Consider the following 16194-nt stretch of genomic DNA (forward strand, 5'->3'; position numbering starts at 1 on the left):
GGCCGGCTCCTGACTACACGTGTAGTCAAGCTAATCCCTGACTACACCTGTAGTCAAGTGCCTAGCGGCCAAAGGCACGTGAAAGATTCCGCGCCTAGGCTTCGGGGCATCCGCACCATCGTTTTGGCCAGCATGCCTCGCCGCCCTTCAAGGCTTAAGTTTTCGTATGTACTCTGACCCCTTATGGGTTTGGCGGGCGCGATGATGTCGATTGCGGCGCTTTGGAACGGCATGGCTGCGTGGCTGGCAGGGCACGTGGTGCAGCCGGCGCTCGTCTTCACGCATATCGGCGGCCGCGCGGGGGATCCGCGGGACATCGCCGAGGCGGCGATGATCGCGATGTTGCAGGTGTGCCTGATCGCCTTCGTGATGCGGCCGCTTGAAACGTTTTTCAGTGCCGAGCCATGGCAAGACCGCAAGCTCACCCGCATCGACCGCACCTATACCTTGCTGATGCTTGGCGGCATCTTCCCGCTCTTCAGCTTCCTGGTGCTCACCCCGTTCGCCAACCTGCTGGGCGGCAACAACGACCCCGCGGGCCCGCCCACGTACGGCCTTACCGTGTGGGTGCCGTGGTTCGCGAGCCATCCGTACGCTGCATTCGCGGTGTACTACATCGCCTACGATTTCACCTATTACTGGATGCACCGTGCCCAGCACGCCATCCCCTGGTGGTGGGCGCTGCACAGCATGCATCACAGCCAGCGGCAGATGAGCTGCTGGACCAACGACCGCGGCAACTACCTCGACGGCGGCCTGCAATCGATCGTGTTGGCCCTGGTGGGCGTGGCCCTGGGGGTGGACGCCTCGCAGTTCGCCTTGCTGATGCTGTTGGGTGAACTGGTGCAGAACTTCTCCCATACCAACGTGCGCATCGGTTTTGGCCGGGCGCTGGACCGTGTCTTCGTGGCGCCGGTGTTCCACCGGCTGCACCACATGGTGGTGGACCCCGACCGGCCGGGTCTTCACAACTGCAATTTCGGCCAGGTATTTTCCCTTTGGGACGTATGGTTCGGCACCGCGCTTTACGGCGAGCCGGTGCGCCCCACCGGGGTGGGCGATCCCCATGTCGACGCCGACAACGGCCGGGGCCTGGTGATGATGCAGTGGTGGTCGCTGCGCCGCTTCTGGGGCGCCTTCACCTGCCGGGCCGGCTGGCGGCTGGGCGAAGTGGCCTTCGACGACAGCTTGCGGCCCGTGCCGGTGGCAGCGCTCGACCTTCACCGGATGCACGCCGCACGCCCCGACGCGGCGGCTTTACCGGTGCCTGCCCCGGCCCCCCGGCCCGACGCCCTTGCCTGACGGCCTAATTCCTTTACCGAGGGATTTTTTTGACGCTCGTCAAAAAAATAGCAGCAAACGTTTTCACTCCTTGATAGATTGATGCCGCAGGGCGCCGCGTCGCGGTCGTCGCATCGAAACAGGGGGATCCACAAACCAGCACCGGTGTCGCCATGGGCGGGCACCGCGGCTTGCTGACCTTTAGAAAAAGTTCCTACCCAGGGCTGCGCCAGCCCGGGGTCGGCAAGGCCATGGTCCAGGAGGCTGGTGGCTTGCCGCGCATGACGGCGCATATCCCAAAGGCAACCCTCTCCAGGAGATTCATCCATGAACGTCGCTTTCGAACGTACCGGCCCCCTGACCGAACTCTCCAGCTACCCCCAGTGGGCGCAGGATATGGTCGCCTCATGTGCCCAGGACCGGCAAAGCGTGCTCGACCACGAGCTTTTCCAGCTGATGAAGGAAGGCATGCTGGATCCGGTGTCCACCCGCAATTTCATGGTGGGCGTGTGGCCGGTGATCGAGCGCTTCCCCGGCTACATGTCGCATAACCTGCTCAAGACCCGTTTTGGCCGCAGCGACGGCGACAACCTGGCCCGCCGCTGGCTGGTCCGGAACATCCGCGTGGAGCAGAACCACGCCGAGTACTGGCTCAACTGGTCCGACGGCGCCGGCGTGGCCCGCCATGAAGTGCTGGAAGGAAACCTGCCCAAGGGCAGCCAGAGCCTGGCCGACTGGTGTGAGGAAGTGAGCAGCAACGACAACCTGGCCGCCGGCATTGCCGCCACCAACTATGCGGTGGAAGGGGCCACGGGCGACTGGTCGCAGCTGATCTATGAAAGCCAGGCCTATGCCGCAAGTTTGCCGGAAACCGGCCGTAAGGCCAGCCTCCGCTGGCTTCAGCTTCATGCCGCTTATGACGATACCCATCCGTGGGAGGCGCTGGAGATCGTTTGTACGCTAATGGGAATGGCACCCCCTGCCGATATGGTGGAACACGTCGGTGAATGCATCCGGCGCAGTTACGTCAGCATGCGTGTCACGCTTGACCGCTGCCTGGATGCACGCGCCAGGCTGGCCACGCTGAGCGATGTCGCGGCCTGACCGTGGTGGCTGAAGAAAAATGCGCCGGCATGGGCCGGCGCCTGATTGAAGGGAGGCGCAGTGAGCGTCCAGGTAGTTGCACCACAAAATTCGCTGTCACGTCGCCTACGCCCCCTGGCGTATGCGCTCGTGGCCGTGGTGGTGCTTATCCTGGCGCTGACCTACGGCGCACTCCAGATCCAGGTCACTCTCGCCGGATTCCTTAACGGCGAGAGCGTCTGGTCGAAGGCGCAGAAGCAGTCGGTGATCGACCTGGCGGCCTATGCCGCCAATGGCGACCGCTCACTGCTGGCTGCCTACCGCCAGAACCACGCGGTGCTCGACCACGACCGCTTCGCCCGCGACCAGATAGCCGGCGGCAGGTTCGATCACTCCGCCGTGGCCAAGGCATTCAGCGACGCCGGGGTGATCCCCGAGGCGATCCCGGGGATGATCTTCATCCTGCATTACTTCGAAAGCGCCCCTTACATCAAGGAGGCGGTGACAGCCTGGCGTTCCACCGACAGCACCGTGGACGAACTCGACGGCATGGCCGACGACCTCGAACGCCAGTGGCACGAGGGCAGCGTGACGGGCGAGAAGGCCCTGCTTTACCGCCAGCGCATCGAGCAACTCAACGACTTCATCGAACCACGAAGCAACCTGTTTTCAGTGGAAATCGCCAATGGCGCCTCGTGGCTGGGCAAGGTGCTGTTCGCCGCCGTACTGGGCGTGGCGGCACTGGCCTCGCTGTTCTGGCTTGGCATGGCCCGCCGCATCATGGCCGGTATCCGCGGCACCGAGGAACGCTTCGGCCTGCTCTTCGGCAGCGCCGCCGACGGCATCGTCATGGTGGACGAGGCCCGGGGCACCATCCTTGAAGTCAACGATACCGCCGCTGGATGGACGGGCCAGACCAGGCAGGCCCTGCTTGGCCAACGTTTCGATGCACTGTTTATCCCCGGCCCTGGCCAAACCCCGGCCGAAGGCAAGCTCACCGGCTCGCTGCTGGGAGCGCGTGGCGAACTGCGCCCGGTGGAGTTGCATGGCAACCTGGTCACCTGGGGCGGCTTGCCGGTCCGCCAGGCGATCATCCGCGACGTCTCAGAACGCATAGCGATGGAGCAGGAACGGCGCATCGCCGCCGAGGCCCTGGGCGCGATCGCCGAAGGCGTGGTGATCGCCGACGCGCAACGCCGGGTAACCGCGGTGAATGCCGCGCAGACGGGCCTGACCGGCTTCGATGCCGGTTCCCTGATGGGCCGGTGCTTCGACGACCTGCGCCGCCAGCCCGACGGCCGTGAACTGCCGCCATCGATGTGGGCGCGCATTGAAAACGACGGTCACTGGACGGGCGAAGTGCTCAGCCGCCGGCAGGATGGCAGCACGTATCCGGAGTGGCTGTCGATCAGCACGATCCGTGATGCGGAAGGCCAGATCCAGCGCTATGTGGCGGTGTTCACCGACATCACCTCGAACAAGGCCGACCAGCGCCGCCTGGAACACATGGCCACGCATGACCCGCTTACCGGGCTTGCCAACCGTGCCGAGTTCGAACTGCGCTGCGGCCATGCCATCAGCACCGCCACGCGCGAGCGTGGCGCCGCGGTGGTGATGTTCATCGACCTGGACGCCTTCAAGGTGGTGAACGACAGCTACAGCCACGCCGTGGGTGATCGCCTGTTGCAGAAAGTGGCCGACCGCATCCGCAAGGAGCTTTCACCGAGGGACCTCGCCGGCCGCATCGGCGGCGATGAGTTCACGGTTCTGCTGAGCGGCCTGAAAACGCGCGAGGAAGCCGGCGACCTCGGACGCCGCCTGCTTACCGCACTCGCCGAGCGATTCATGGTGGGCGACTACGAGATCTTCCTTTCCGCCAGCATCGGTATCGCGGGTTTCCCGCTCGATGGCAGCGAACCGACCGCATTGATCGCCAACGCGGACGCCGCGATGTACGCAGCCAAGACCGAAGAGCGCAACGCATTGCGCTTCTACACCCCACGCATGCATGCCGATGCACGCCGCCGCCTGGAACTGGCGACGGAACTGCGCCAGGCCCTGCACCGGGACGAGTTCTACCTGGTGTACCAGCCGTCGGTGGAACTGCGAAGCGGCCGTGTGGTGGCGGTGGAAGCCCTGCTGCGCTGGCAGCATCCCGAGCGCGGCCTGGTGATGCCCGATGAATTCATTCCCATCGCCGAAACCCTGGGTCTGATGCGCCAGATCGACGAATGGGTGATCAACGCCGCCTGTGCGCAGATCCGCCGCTGGGATATGGCGCGCATGCCGCAGATCCGCGTGGCGGTGAACGTATCGGCCACCTGGTTCGGCCACCCGGATTTCGTCGAGAGCGTGCGCGATGCACTATCGGCCAGCCAGCTCAGCGCACCGCGGCTGCTGCTGGAGATCACCGAGGGCGCGTTGCTGCGCCTTGGCGAGGACACCGAGCGAACCATGCACGCGCTGCACGACCTGGGCGTGGGCGTGGCCATCGACGACTTCGGCACCGGCTATTCCTCGCTCACCTACCTGAAGCTTCCCGCGGTGGCGTACCTCAAGATCGACCGCTCGTTCGTGCGCGGCCTGCCCGAGGGCAGCAACGATGTCGCCATCGTCGCCGCGATGATCGCGATGTCGGGGTCGCTGGGCCTGGTCACCATCGCCGAAGGCATCGAGAACGACGCGCAGCACGCCTTCCTGCTGAAGGCCGGATGCGTGGAAGGCCAGGGATACCTGTATTCGCGCCCGGTGGCCGCCGCCAATATCGAGCGATTGCTATCGCCGGTGAACACAGCGCCGCAGCCGCGGCTTACCCTGGTGCCGCCACTGCGAAGCTAGAAAACGACGTTGTAGCCGGCGGTGAACCACTGTCGATGCAGTTCTCGTCGACCAGCAAATCGATGCTGGCCGAGCCCGTCTCTTACGGTTGAAAGTCGCGATGCCCGGCATCAGGTCTAGGCAACGTTATGAAGGAACGCCCATGCCTTACCGTAACCCGTACTTCGATCCGGCCAAGCCCCACCATACCCCGGAAGGCTTCCGGAACCTGGAGCCCGATACGCGCGGCAAGGGTGATCTGCAGCGGTGGCGGCGTGAGCGCAAGGAACAGGGGCTGCCCAAGCCGCCGAAGGCAGGCTATGCGGCGTTTGCGAATCAGTGGTGGACGAAAGCGGATATCCCCGCTGAAGGCGACGGCGCCTGGTGGCTTGGCCATGCCTGCGTGCTGCTGCGTCGCGGCGAGCAAACCGTGATCACCGATCCGGTGCTTTCGCACCGCGCGTCGCCGCTATCGTTCGCGGGACCCGCGCGTCGCACACCCGCGCCGGTGCATGTGGACGACCTGCCGCGCATCGACGTGGTGATGATCTCCCACAACCACTATGACCATCTCGATACGCGTAGCGTCAAAAGCATTGCACGGCGGTTTCCCGCGTGCGTCTTCATGGTGCCATTGGGTCTTGCCCCCTGGATGCGTCGCCATGGCATCACCCATGCGGTCGAACTGGACTGGTGGGACGGTATCGACATCGACGGCGGCCGCTTCACCCTGGTGCCCGCACGGCACTGGAGTGCGCGGAGCCTGAGCGACCGCAATCGCACCCTCTGGGGCGGCTGGGTATGGCAACGCCATGGCTACACCTTCTGGTTTGCCGGCGACACCGGTTATTCGCCGAATCTTGCCGAGGTGGGCCAGCGTCTGGGGCCCATCGACCTGGCGGCACTACCTATCGGCGCCTATTCCCCGCGCTGGTTCATGCAAGGCCAGCACACTGATCCAGCACAGGCAGTCCAGCTTCACCGCGAATCCAACGTGCGCAGGTCACTGGCGATCCACTGGGGTGTGTTCGAGCTTGCCGATGATCCGCTCGATGAGCCGCCGGCCCTGCTGGCGGAAGCATTGCGCGAGGAGGGCGTCGCCGAAGACGCGTTCATCAGCATTCCTGTTGGCGCGCGCATTCCGGACTGACAGCAACCAAGACGTGGACACCGGCGGTTGTCCCGCTGTTTAGTTGAAGAACGCGTTCAACCGCGGTACTCGCCGCAGCACCAGTCGTTCGGCCGCAAGCACGAACAGCATCGAGATACCCAACAGCGGCAACAGCACGCCGAACACCACCAGCAGGCCGACCATCAGCTTCGGATAGCGAGCCCCGTGCGCGGGTGGGGCGCCAAGCCGCTTCACCGGCTTGCGGCGCCACCACATCACCAGGCCGCTGATGGTGACAGTGATCAGGCCGAGCGCCGTGGCCAGGCCAAGCAACTGGTTCGGCCAGCCGAATAGCTGGCCCTCGTGGGCAGCCACGCCATAACCGATCGCCCGGTCCAGGAACGGACCCTGGGCGAAATCCTTGCGGTTGACCACCTGCCCCGTGGCGCCATCGAGCGTGAGCGTCAGTCGTTTCGGGCGGTTCTGGGTATCGGAGCGTCCCGTCCAGCCCGCCTTTGCCTTCGACGGCGGCGCAATCAGCACCGGGGGCGGCAACTTCAGGCTGGCGACGGTCGGCACCAGGCGATCGAGTGCGTGCAGATCGACCGCCGCGCGGGCCATTCCTGCGTCGGCGAGCGCCGCATGCAGCACCTGGTTCGGTGAGCGGCGGGGGCCATGATCCATCCCCGGCATGTCCGCCATGTCATCCATTGCCGTGTTCGCTGCACGACGTTGCGCCAGTTCGTCCGAACGCCCTGTGGTCCAGTCCTGCACCACCTGGGTTTGCGAACCGAACTGACGCACTTCCTTCAGCATCCCACCCCACGACTTCGACCACGGCAACCCCGATACCAGCATGGTAAGCGCAAGCAGGGCGACCCACACACCAGCCACCGCATGAAGGTCACGCCAGAACATCCGGCCATGCTCGCGCAAGCGCGGATACAGCACGCCAGCCAGACCCTTGCCGCGCGGCCACCATAGATACAGGCCGGACAGGATCATCACGATCGCCCACGACGCGGCCAGTTCGACCACCATCGAACCGCGGTCGCCCATCAACAGTTCGCCATGCAGGTAGAAGATGCGCCGCATCAGGCGTTCGTCTTCCACCACCTGGTGCAACACATGACCGTTGGTCGGGTCCACGTACACGCGTACCAGATCGTCGCCGCGGCCCACCAGAACCCGTGCAGCGCTGGTGTCGTCTGCCGGCAACTCATATGCGTTCAAAATGCCACCAGGCACCACGGCCAGCGCGGCGGCAACCTGCGTGGACGGTGCCACGCGCGGTGCCTGTGCAGCAATGTGGTCGTAAGGACGATCCAGCCATGCTTCTATCTGCGGTTTGAACAGGTAGATCGACCCCGTGCACGCCAGCCACAGCACGAACGGCAGGCAGAACAATCCGGCGTAGAAATGCCATCGCCACACCAGGCGGTAGGCATCGCGCGAGCGGCGGTCGGGCACGACGCTCACAGGTGCACCTTCAGGTCCAGCAGATAAGTGCGCGAAGGATACGGGTAATACACGAAGTAGCGCCGGTTGGTGAGGTTATCCACGCCCAGCGCAATATCCATGTGCGGATTGGGCTTCCAGGTCACCCGGCCGTCGAAGGTCAGGAACTTGCTGGTGCCGCCGAAGGTATCGGGGTTGGTGTCGCTTTCGTCCAGGGAGTTGTACTGCCTTCCCGAATATCGGCCGGCCAGCGTGACGGCCGTGTTGGCGCTGGTATGCCAGGTAGCTACCACGTTCGAACGCCACATCGGGATGCGATAGAACTGCTTGCCCACCGAGGCCGGGTTCAACCGGTTATCAACCGTGGTGGCCTGGGTGTAGGCGATGTTGGCCGACAGATCCAGGGCATCGAACCACACGCCGTTGCCGTCGTACGACGCCTCGGCCCCGCGCGTGCGTACGCGGCCCACATTCTGCACATTGGTCACCGTGGGGAATACGGTGGTGTTGGTCTGGCTGAAGAGTGCATCGCGCGTGTCGCTGCGATACACGGTAAAGCGGGCCACGCCGTGTTCGCGTGTCCAGGTGGTGGTGAGTTCACGGGAAAGGTCGTTCTCGGGCTTCAGGTTCGGGTTGTTGTTGACCAGGGCGAGGCCGTTGAACGTTCCCTGGAACAATTCGCTGACCGTGGGAAAACGATAGGCCCGGGCTACCGACAGGCGCATGGTGACATCGTCGGAAGCGCGCCACGACAACGCGGCCTTGGGCGAGGCATGCTGTTCCTTGCGTTGGTCGTAACCGACAGAGGCCGCGCCGGAACTTCGATAGCCGGCAAAGGCACGCCACTGCTCATAACGGGCTCCGGCAGTGAACTGCCAGGCATCTGCCAGCTGCCAGGCATCCTGCAGGTACACGGCCTGCGTCTGCGTACTGCCGCCGGTACCCGACAGCGGCGCACCTGCGTCGCCGTGTCGCCAGGCATTGAGTGCATAAGCCTGGGTGGCCAGCGCATAGCCATCGTAGTGATAGCCGAAGCTCAGCCAGTGACTGCCGGCGTCGACCACATCGGGCTTGTGGCTGGCGCGCAGGTCGAAGGTACGCCAGCGCGAGCCATCGCCCGCCGTGAGCTGGCCTGGGCCATCTTCCAGTAAAGCGCTGGACGCTACGCGATCGCGGTTGCGGCTCATGTCGAAGTAGCTTGCCTGCCCTTCGACATTCCATCCGCTATCGCGGTGCGTGCCCAGTGAAAGGCCGTACAGGGTGTTGGCGCTTTCGCGCGTGCCCGGCGCAAAGAAATTCGCCGGCAACGTGTACTGCCTGCCATCGATGGATACCACGCCCGTGTACACCGGCCTTCCCTGCGCATCGCGCAGGAAGCTTTCCGTGCGGTGCGCCATGTCTTGCCACCAGTAGCCCACGGTGAGGCCCGCGCGCAGGTCCGGCGTGATGTCATAAGCCAGCTTGAGATTGGCTTCGTGCTGGCGCGTGGCCTCCTGCCCTTCCGCGTTGATACCAGTCACCACGCGCGGCTGGCCGTTCGGACCACGGTCGACGATAGCTCCTGTCACCGGCACGGCAGCGGCGCCGGCCGGTGTGGTGGACAGGTTCTGCGTGGCGAACACCAGCGGCTGCCCGTTCGACTGCAGGCTCGCCACACCAAGCAGGAAGGAAAGATTTCCCACCCTGTCGCCGATGGTGGCCGAGAGCCTCCGGCCCCCGTAGTTCCGGTCGACGCCATATTCGTCCACGTGCTGGGTGAAGAACTGCGACTGCGCCGATAGCTGCAGGGTATCGGGCATGCGCGTGGTCACAAGCACGGTGGCGCCGATGCTGTTGCCCGGATACAACGCCGAATACGCACCGTAGATCACGTCGACGCGCTCGAGGTTGTCGGGGAACACCATCGACCAGCGCGGCGGGTTGGAGAAGTTGTTCCCCAGCAGATTGGAAAGCAACAGGCCGTCGAGGTACACCAGTCCCCGGGCGCTTTGGGTATTACTGGTGCCGCGCACCGAGAACGTGGCGTTTTCGTCGCCGATGAAGCGCTTGCGGATGCCGAAGGCCGGCATGTACTTGAGTGCATCCTCGGCATTGACGACATTGCGCTGGGACAACGCCTTGGCATCGACGCTCTCCACCACGGCCGGGATGTTCGGATCGATGGGGCTGGCGTTGTTTGCTGAAACGTTCACGCCCTCGAGCAATTTTGCGTGTTGCGGCGAGGCGCCATCGTCGGCGTCGTCGGCCTGCGCCACCGTGCAAAACACCATGGCAACCGCGAACGCCAGCGACGCGGCAGCGCGCTGGCCGGGCATGGACTGATACATAGAGGTATTCCCGAAAAATCTGGAGAGATCCGCAGGCATGTACGCCAGCGGAGCGAAGCTCAGGTCATCGGGAAAACGGGCGGTCCCCGCGGCACCGCCACCGGCGTGCGCGGTGGCAGGGGCAGGTGTGAGGCGGGAACCTCGACCGTGAACATGGGCGTGGTCGGCACCGGCATGGCCAGGAAGGCTACCGTGGTAGGTACCGCCGGGGCATGGCAGAACAGGCTGCAATAACCGCAGGCATCCATGGACATGTCGCCCATGCCGTCAGGCATGTCGTGATCCATGCCGGCCATGGCGTGGTGGGCGGGTCCCGCCCGCACGCCTGCCACGGCCGCCACCCCGGTAAACTCCGGCGCCACATGCGTCACCAGCCCGGCACGGCCTTCGCACCAGGCATTGAGTTCGGCAAAACCGCTTTGGGAACGCAATACCTGCGAAATCCCGGGCGCAACCACCATCAGCCCAACGGCCAGCAGGGCCAGCCAGGCGGCAATGCGACGATGGAGGTGGCGCTTGAACATACAGTCCCGTACTGGCCCAGACCGCGAATTATTCCATGCCGATCATGACAGTAGGCTGCGGCGTACCGTCACGCCGTGAAGGGGCAGCCTGTGGCGTTGCGCAGGGAGGCCTCATCCACCCCCGGAGCCAGCTCCACCAGCTTCAGGCCCTTTTCGGTGACGTCGAACACGCACAGGTCGGTAATGATGCGGTTCACCACCCCGGTACCGGTAAGCGGCAGGCTGCATTCGGGGATGATCTTGGACGTGCCGTCCTTTGCGGTGTGCTCCATCAACACCACCACCCGCTTCACCCCGGCCACCAGGTCCATGGCCCCGCCCATGCCCTTGACCATCTTGCCCGGCACCATCCAGTTGGCGATGTCGCCCTTGTCGGTGACCTGCATGGCGCCAAGGATGGAAATATCGATGTGACCGCCGCGGATCATGGCGAAGGAATCGGCGCTGGAGAAATACGCTGCGCCCTGGCGGGCGGTGACCGTCTGCTTACCTGCGTTGATGAGGTCGGCATCGACTTCTTCATCGGTGGGAAACGGACCGATGCCGAGCAGCCCGTTTTCGGACTGCAGCCATACGTCCACGCCGTCGGGCAGGTGGTTGGCCACCAGCGTAGGCAAGCCGATCCCCAGGTTCACGTAGTCGCCATCGTTAAGTTCCTGCGCGGCGCGCCGGGCCATCTGGTCGCGATTCCAGGCCATGGTCATTCTCCCTTGTCGCGCACGGTGCGCTGCTCGATGCGCTTCGACGGCGCGGGGTTGTGCACGATGCGGTCGACGTAGATGCCCGGCGTATGCACCTGGTCGGGGTCGATCTCGCCCAGGGCGACGATCTCCTCGACCTCTACGATGCATACCTTGCCCGCCGTGGCCGCCATCGGGTTGAAGTTGCGGGCCGTCTTGCGGAACACCAGATTGCCCGAAGGATCCGCCTTCCACGCCTTCACCAGCGCCACGTCAGCCACGATGGAGTGTTCCATCACATACATGTGCCCGTCGAACTCGCGTGTTTCCTTGCCTTTCGCCACCTGCGTGCCGTAACCGGTGCGGGTGAAGAACGCCGGGATGCCGGCGCCGCCGGCGCGCAGCTTCTCCGCCAGCGTGCCCTGTGGGGTGAATTCCACTTCGAGCTCGCCCGCCAGGTATTGCCGCTCGAATTCCTTGTTCTCGCCCACATAGGACGACACCATCTTCCGGATCTGCCGGGTCTGCAGCAGCATCCCCAGGCCCACGCCGTCGATGCCGGCGTTGTTCGACACCGCGGTGAGCCCGGTGACCCCGGAATCGCGCAGGGCTTCGATCAGCAGTTCCGGGATGCCGCAGAGGCCGAAGCCTCCCACGGCGATCACCTGGTCGTTGGCCACCACGCCCCTGAGGGCTTCGGCGGCGGAGGCGTAGCGCTTGTCGCGCGGGCGACGGGCGGCGTCTGGCATGGATCGACTCCTGGGCGTTGGGGCACCGTAACCCGCCCACTTTACTACCCCAGGTTTGCGAAGGCCCGCTGCAAGGGCACAATCGGCCGGCACGGGCGGAGGCGCGATGTGGGAGCGTGGCCCCTACACGCGGGTCACACGGGAAGGTCGCCACCATCCGCGGCATGCAAACAGGCGGGGGCGCATGAACGATACGCAGGTGCTGATCGCCGGGGCGGGACCCACGGGCATGGCACTGGCCTTGTGGCTCGCGCGGGACGGTGTGCGCGTACGCATCGTCGATCCGCGGATGGCCGCAGGTGAGGCTTCGCGTGCCATGGCGGTACATGCCCGTACGCTTGAGTTCTACGACCAGCTCGGGCTGGCCCAGGCCGTGGTAGCCGCGGGCATCGAGATCGACCACCTGGCCGTGCGTGTCAACGGCGTGCAACGGGCGAGGCTGGCGATCGGCCATGGCGGCGAGGGCATCTCGCCGTTTCCGTTCGTGCTGGCCTACCCGCAGGACGACCACGAGCGCCTGTTGGAGAAGGCCCTGCTGGCCGCTGGCGTTGCCATCGAACGAGGTACCCAGGTGCTCGGCCTGGACCAGACGCCCACATCGGTGAATGTGCGCCTGGACAGTGCCGGCGGCGCCGAGCGCGTGGACGTGGACTACCTGTGCGGTTGCGACGGCGCCGGCAGCCGCGTACGGCACGCCTTGGGACTGGATTTCGCCGGGGGCACCTACGAGCAGACCTTCTACGTGACCGATGCCATGGTGGAGGGCGCCGCGGCCGATGGGGGCGTAAGCGTGTGCATGAATGCCGAAGGCTTTTGCCTGGTGTTGCCGGTACGTCGCACCGGCGCCTACCGTCTGATCGGCGTGGTGCAGGACAGCCAGGGGCGCGGGGAGCATTTCACCTTCGAAGATGTGCGCGACGAGGTTGAACGCACCACCGGGCTCAAGGTCAACGAGGTGAATTGGTTTTCCACCTATCGCTCACACCACCGCATAGCCTCGTCATTTGCCAGCGGCAGGGTGTACCTGGCGGGCGACGCGGCGCACATTCATAGCCCAGCGGGCGGCCAGGGAATGAATACTGGCATCGGCGACGCCATCAACCTGGCCTGGAAGCTGGCCTCGGTGCTGCACCGACGCGCCGATGCATCGATCCTGTCCACCTACGCCACCGAGCGCATGGCTTTTGCCCGCGAACTGCTCCAGAGTACCGACCGCGCCTTTCGCCTGATTGCCTCGGACGGTTCGATCGGCCGGCTGTGGCGAACCGGTCTGCTCCCGCACGTGATACGTGTCGTGGCCGCATTTTCGGGAACACCGCGGCTCGCCTTTCGCGTGGTATCGCAAGTGCGCATCGCCTACCGCGACAGTGCGCTCTCGGCAGGGCGTGCCGGCACGCTGCGCGGCGGAGACCGCCTGCCATGGCTTCCCGCCGGCGACGTAGACAATTTCACGTCACTCACTACGCGCGACTGGCAATTGCATGTCTACGGCGAGCCCGGGCCCGGCGTGCGGCGCCTGGCCTACAACACCGGCCTGCCCCTGCATGGGTATGTCCATGCCGCGAAGGCGCAAGCTGCGGGAATACCCGCCGGCACCGTGTGCCTGGTACGACCAGACGGCTATATCGCCATGGTCAGAGGTGATCAGGAAGAACAGGGCCTCGTCGAGATGGCGAACTACATCGCCCGGTTTGCCATCGTGGCCAACCCTGAAAGCATGCGAATAGGCGAAAGCTGACTCACCTACGGCAACACCGGACAAACTTTGAGAATTTTCCTATATCGATAGCGGCAACATTTTCGCACTATGGCTCCGCCGCCGAAGAAACCGAAAGTTTTCCCGGCGTACGGAAACATCGATGACCGACCTGAACGGCAGGATGCCGTCACCCGCACATCGTGCAAATGGTCGAGCCCCCCCTTCATCGATGCCAGCGCCGCGTCGGCTTCATGCCGGGCCGCGTTATGGCGGACGCGAGTCTGTCGAAGCTAAGGATGGCCTACCATGGTCCCGCGCGTGAGCGTGTGGGCCATGTTCTTTGTATCGCGCCGACCTACAAAACTGTGATCGCAAAGACGACGGCAGAATCATCGCATTCCGAAATCATCGCCATGCTCAATTGGTTAGCATGCAGTATGGCCAAGAAAAAACCCTACCCAGAATCACCGGCGATCCGCGAAGAAGAATGTCGCTTCAGCGAGGCGCAGATCCGCGCCTGGATCAGCGAGCTGAAAACCGAGATCAAGCCACCCAAGGACGTAAATGCATACCTTGATTCCCTTACCGTAAAATTCCGAAGCCGGTTCAGTGATCGTTGATGGGACATGCCAAACTGAGATGAGGCGCAATTGCAGCGTATTCATCAACTGCCCGTTTACAGTTGACTACCGACCGCTCCTGGAAGCAACGATCTTCACCGTCAGAGCTTGCGGATTCAGGCCGAGAACCTCGCTTGAAGCGAGCAATAGTGGCGAAGTCCGCCTGGACAAGATCATTCGGATCGCTTCAGAATCCGATTACAGCATCCACGATCTGTCTGCTGTCGAACTCGACGCCGGAAGCGGGCTCCCTCGCTTCAATATGCCGTTCGAACTGGGCTTGGTTATCGGACTCAAGCGGCTCGCCCCAACCATGGGCCAGCAACCATCGCTACTGGTGCTTGAAAGGCAAAAGTACTCGTATCAGAAGTGTCTATCTGACATTGCAGGACAGGACACGCGTGCACACGACGGCAAGGTTCGGCTACTGATACTAGCCGTCCGGGATTGGCTCGCCACGGAAAGTCCTGAAGTGAGATGCCACGGCGGCGATGCCATTGCCACAGATTTCGCGGAATTCGGCAAATGTCTACCGGGCTTCTGTCGCAAGGCTGGGATTCGTAGAAACGAACTTACGTATACCGAATTTGCACTTTTTGCTGCAACATGGCTCGCCGGCAATCGCTCAATGAGCGCCAGCCAAAGCGATCATGGTTGTCAGGATTTTCGTAAGTAAATCGTCTTTAGCACCAATCCCTTGATCTTGTCTGAACTGCCTTCGATATGCTCGGCATCGCCGTCAACCAGTCGAATGTTCCGGATCACGGCGCCCTGCTTCAGCGGGATGGATGACCCTTTGACCTTCAGGTCCTTGATCACCACCACCGTATCGCCGGCCTGAAGAGCATTTCCGTTGACGTCGCGAACGATGGTCGCTTCATCAGCCGATGCCACTGCATGCATCGGAAATTCATGGCCGCAATCGGCGCAGATGTACTGCTCACCGTCGGGGTAGGTGTTTTCCATGCCGCATTGTGGGCAGGCGGGGATCACGGACACGGGGGCACTTCCTGTTGCGCTGGGCCCGCATGATACCTACAAGCGGCCGAAGTACACGGAAATCCCCAGGCCGGCCTCCCATTGCGTGCCGCGCGGGCCCACGCGATGCAGCACGAAGGTGTCGGCCTGGGCGCGGTCGCCCAGCTTCAGTGCAAGCCCGCCGCCGGCGAGGCTTTCATTGCCTTCCTGGCCATCGTGGATCAGGTCGGCTTCGAGGTAACCCTGCAGGTTCCCGATCAGTGGCACGGTATACACCGGCGCCAGGGTCCAGGTGTTGCTACCCTCCAACCGATCAAGGTTGGCGAATACGGTGAATTGCCTGTTGTCCGGCAGGTTCCATCCCAGCGTGGTTCCGAGCGTGTATTGACGGGCACCATTGCCGATGTCGCGCGTGCCGTTGTCGAAAGTCACTTGCCCCAATACGGCGTAGCTGAAATTCCCGGTCGTGGCAGGTGCAAGCTTCATGGCTACGCTGCTGTCACCGTGGCCGGTACGGCGTTCACCGTCACCGTAAAGTCGATTCCAAAGCGAGCCTCCCAGCTGCAGTTCCAGGGGGCCACCCAGTCCGATGCGGAACAGGCTGTCCGCCGTGTACTTGCCCTGTGGGACGCCATTGTCGCCAGGTTCACGCGTCCAGTCGGGCACGCCCTGCTCGAGTGCCACGCCGCCGGCCGGCAAGACACTGGTGGCGAAGCCCGCGCCGGGCCGGTCGAAATCCGGTGGGTCGGCGATGGCTGCCAGTGGCAGCAGGCCCACTGCGAGACCGAGGACTCGTCGCACTTGCATGGCCGCCCCTGTGGTTGATGTTCGCGAGCTTGCAGGCCCACGCGTGCAGCCGGTGTCGAG

Annotated in this window: 14 protein-coding genes; 7 read left to right on the plus strand and 7 right to left on the minus strand. The window is 64.0% G+C overall.

What is annotated here, in order from left to right:
* Positions 1-201: 201 nt before the first annotated feature.
* The 4 genes from VGM61_RS00075 to VGM61_RS00090 all read left to right on the plus strand — a co-directional run bounded on the left by VGM61_RS00075 (position 202) and on the right by VGM61_RS00090 (position 6331).
* Entirely contained in the window at positions 202-1302 is a 1101-nt protein-coding gene (locus tag VGM61_RS00075) for a sterol desaturase family protein (protein WP_331520649.1), read from the plus strand.
* 306 nt (positions 1303-1608) lie between these two features.
* Positions 1609-2385 (plus strand): TenA family transcriptional regulator, encoded by a 777-nt coding sequence (locus tag VGM61_RS00080; protein WP_331520650.1) that lies wholly within the window; start codon positions 1609-1611, stop codon positions 2383-2385.
* Positions 2386-2445: 60 nt separating this feature from the next.
* Positions 2446-5202, plus strand: a complete 2757-nt coding sequence (locus tag VGM61_RS00085) for a putative bifunctional diguanylate cyclase/phosphodiesterase (protein ID WP_331520651.1) — start codon at positions 2446-2448, stop codon at positions 5200-5202.
* A gap of 142 nt (positions 5203-5344) precedes the next feature.
* Positions 5345-6331 (plus strand): MBL fold metallo-hydrolase, encoded by a 987-nt coding sequence (locus VGM61_RS00090; protein ID WP_331520652.1) that lies wholly within the window; start codon positions 5345-5347, stop codon positions 6329-6331.
* Positions 6332-6370: 39 nt separating this feature from the next.
* On the opposite strand, the gene VGM61_RS00095 is transcribed toward VGM61_RS00090, so the two are convergent.
* The 5 genes from VGM61_RS00095 to VGM61_RS00115 all read right to left on the minus strand — a co-directional run bounded on the left by VGM61_RS00095 (position 6371) and on the right by VGM61_RS00115 (position 12030).
* Positions 6371-7771 carry a PepSY domain-containing protein gene (locus VGM61_RS00095; protein ID WP_331520653.1) on the minus strand — a complete coding sequence of 467 codons (1401 nt, stop codon included), beginning with the start codon at positions 7769-7771 and terminating at the stop codon, positions 6371-6373.
* Positions 7768-10077, minus strand: coding sequence for a TonB-dependent receptor (locus tag VGM61_RS00100; protein ID WP_331520654.1), 2310 nt, complete (start codon positions 10075-10077; stop codon positions 7768-7770). The genes VGM61_RS00095 and VGM61_RS00100 overlap by 4 nt, the downstream gene beginning before the upstream one ends.
* A 59-nt stretch (positions 10078-10136) precedes the next feature.
* A complete protein-coding gene (locus tag VGM61_RS00105; protein WP_331520655.1) occupies positions 10137-10601 on the minus strand; it encodes a DUF2946 domain-containing protein in 465 nt (154 codons plus the stop codon).
* Between the two features lie 68 nt (positions 10602-10669).
* Positions 10670-11299, minus strand: coding sequence for a CoA transferase subunit B (locus tag VGM61_RS00110; protein WP_331520656.1), 630 nt, complete (start codon positions 11297-11299; stop codon positions 10670-10672).
* Positions 11300-11301: 2 nt separating this feature from the next.
* Positions 11302-12030: a CoA transferase subunit A gene (locus VGM61_RS00115; protein ID WP_331520657.1), complete on the minus strand. Its 729-nt coding sequence runs from the start codon at positions 12028-12030 to the stop codon at positions 11302-11304.
* Positions 12031-12214: 184 nt separating this feature from the next.
* On the opposite strand from VGM61_RS00115, the gene VGM61_RS00120 reads away from it, so the two are divergent.
* The 3 genes from VGM61_RS00120 (at position 12215) to VGM61_RS00130 (ending at position 15025) form a co-directional block, all read left to right on the plus strand.
* Positions 12215-13768 (plus strand): FAD-dependent monooxygenase, encoded by a 1554-nt coding sequence (locus VGM61_RS00120; RefSeq protein ID WP_331520658.1) that lies wholly within the window; start codon positions 12215-12217, stop codon positions 13766-13768.
* Between the two features lie 167 nt (positions 13769-13935).
* The gene (locus VGM61_RS00125; RefSeq protein ID WP_331520659.1) at positions 13936-14349 is read left to right on the plus strand and encodes a hypothetical protein; all 414 of its coding nucleotides are present in this window, start codon (positions 13936-13938) and stop codon (positions 14347-14349) included.
* Between the two features lie 19 nt (positions 14350-14368).
* On the plus strand, positions 14369-15025 hold the full coding sequence (locus tag VGM61_RS00130) for a hypothetical protein (RefSeq protein ID WP_331520660.1): 657 nt from the start codon (positions 14369-14371) through the stop codon (positions 15023-15025).
* Here the strand turns inward: VGM61_RS00130 and VGM61_RS00135 are convergent.
* The gene (locus VGM61_RS00135; RefSeq protein WP_331520661.1) at positions 15007-15348 is read right to left on the minus strand and encodes a zinc ribbon domain-containing protein YjdM; all 342 of its coding nucleotides are present in this window, start codon (positions 15346-15348) and stop codon (positions 15007-15009) included. The two genes, VGM61_RS00130 and VGM61_RS00135, sit on opposite strands and share 19 nt — an antisense overlap.
* 36 nt (positions 15349-15384) lie before the next feature.
* The gene (locus tag VGM61_RS00140) at positions 15385-16134 is read right to left on the minus strand and encodes a transporter (protein ID WP_331520662.1); all 750 of its coding nucleotides are present in this window, start codon (positions 16132-16134) and stop codon (positions 15385-15387) included.
* Positions 16135-16194 lie beyond the last annotated feature (60 nt).

The organism is Pinirhizobacter sp., from assembly GCF_036499745.1.
Taxonomy (GTDB): Bacteria; Pseudomonadota; Gammaproteobacteria; order Xanthomonadales; family Rhodanobacteraceae; genus Pinirhizobacter.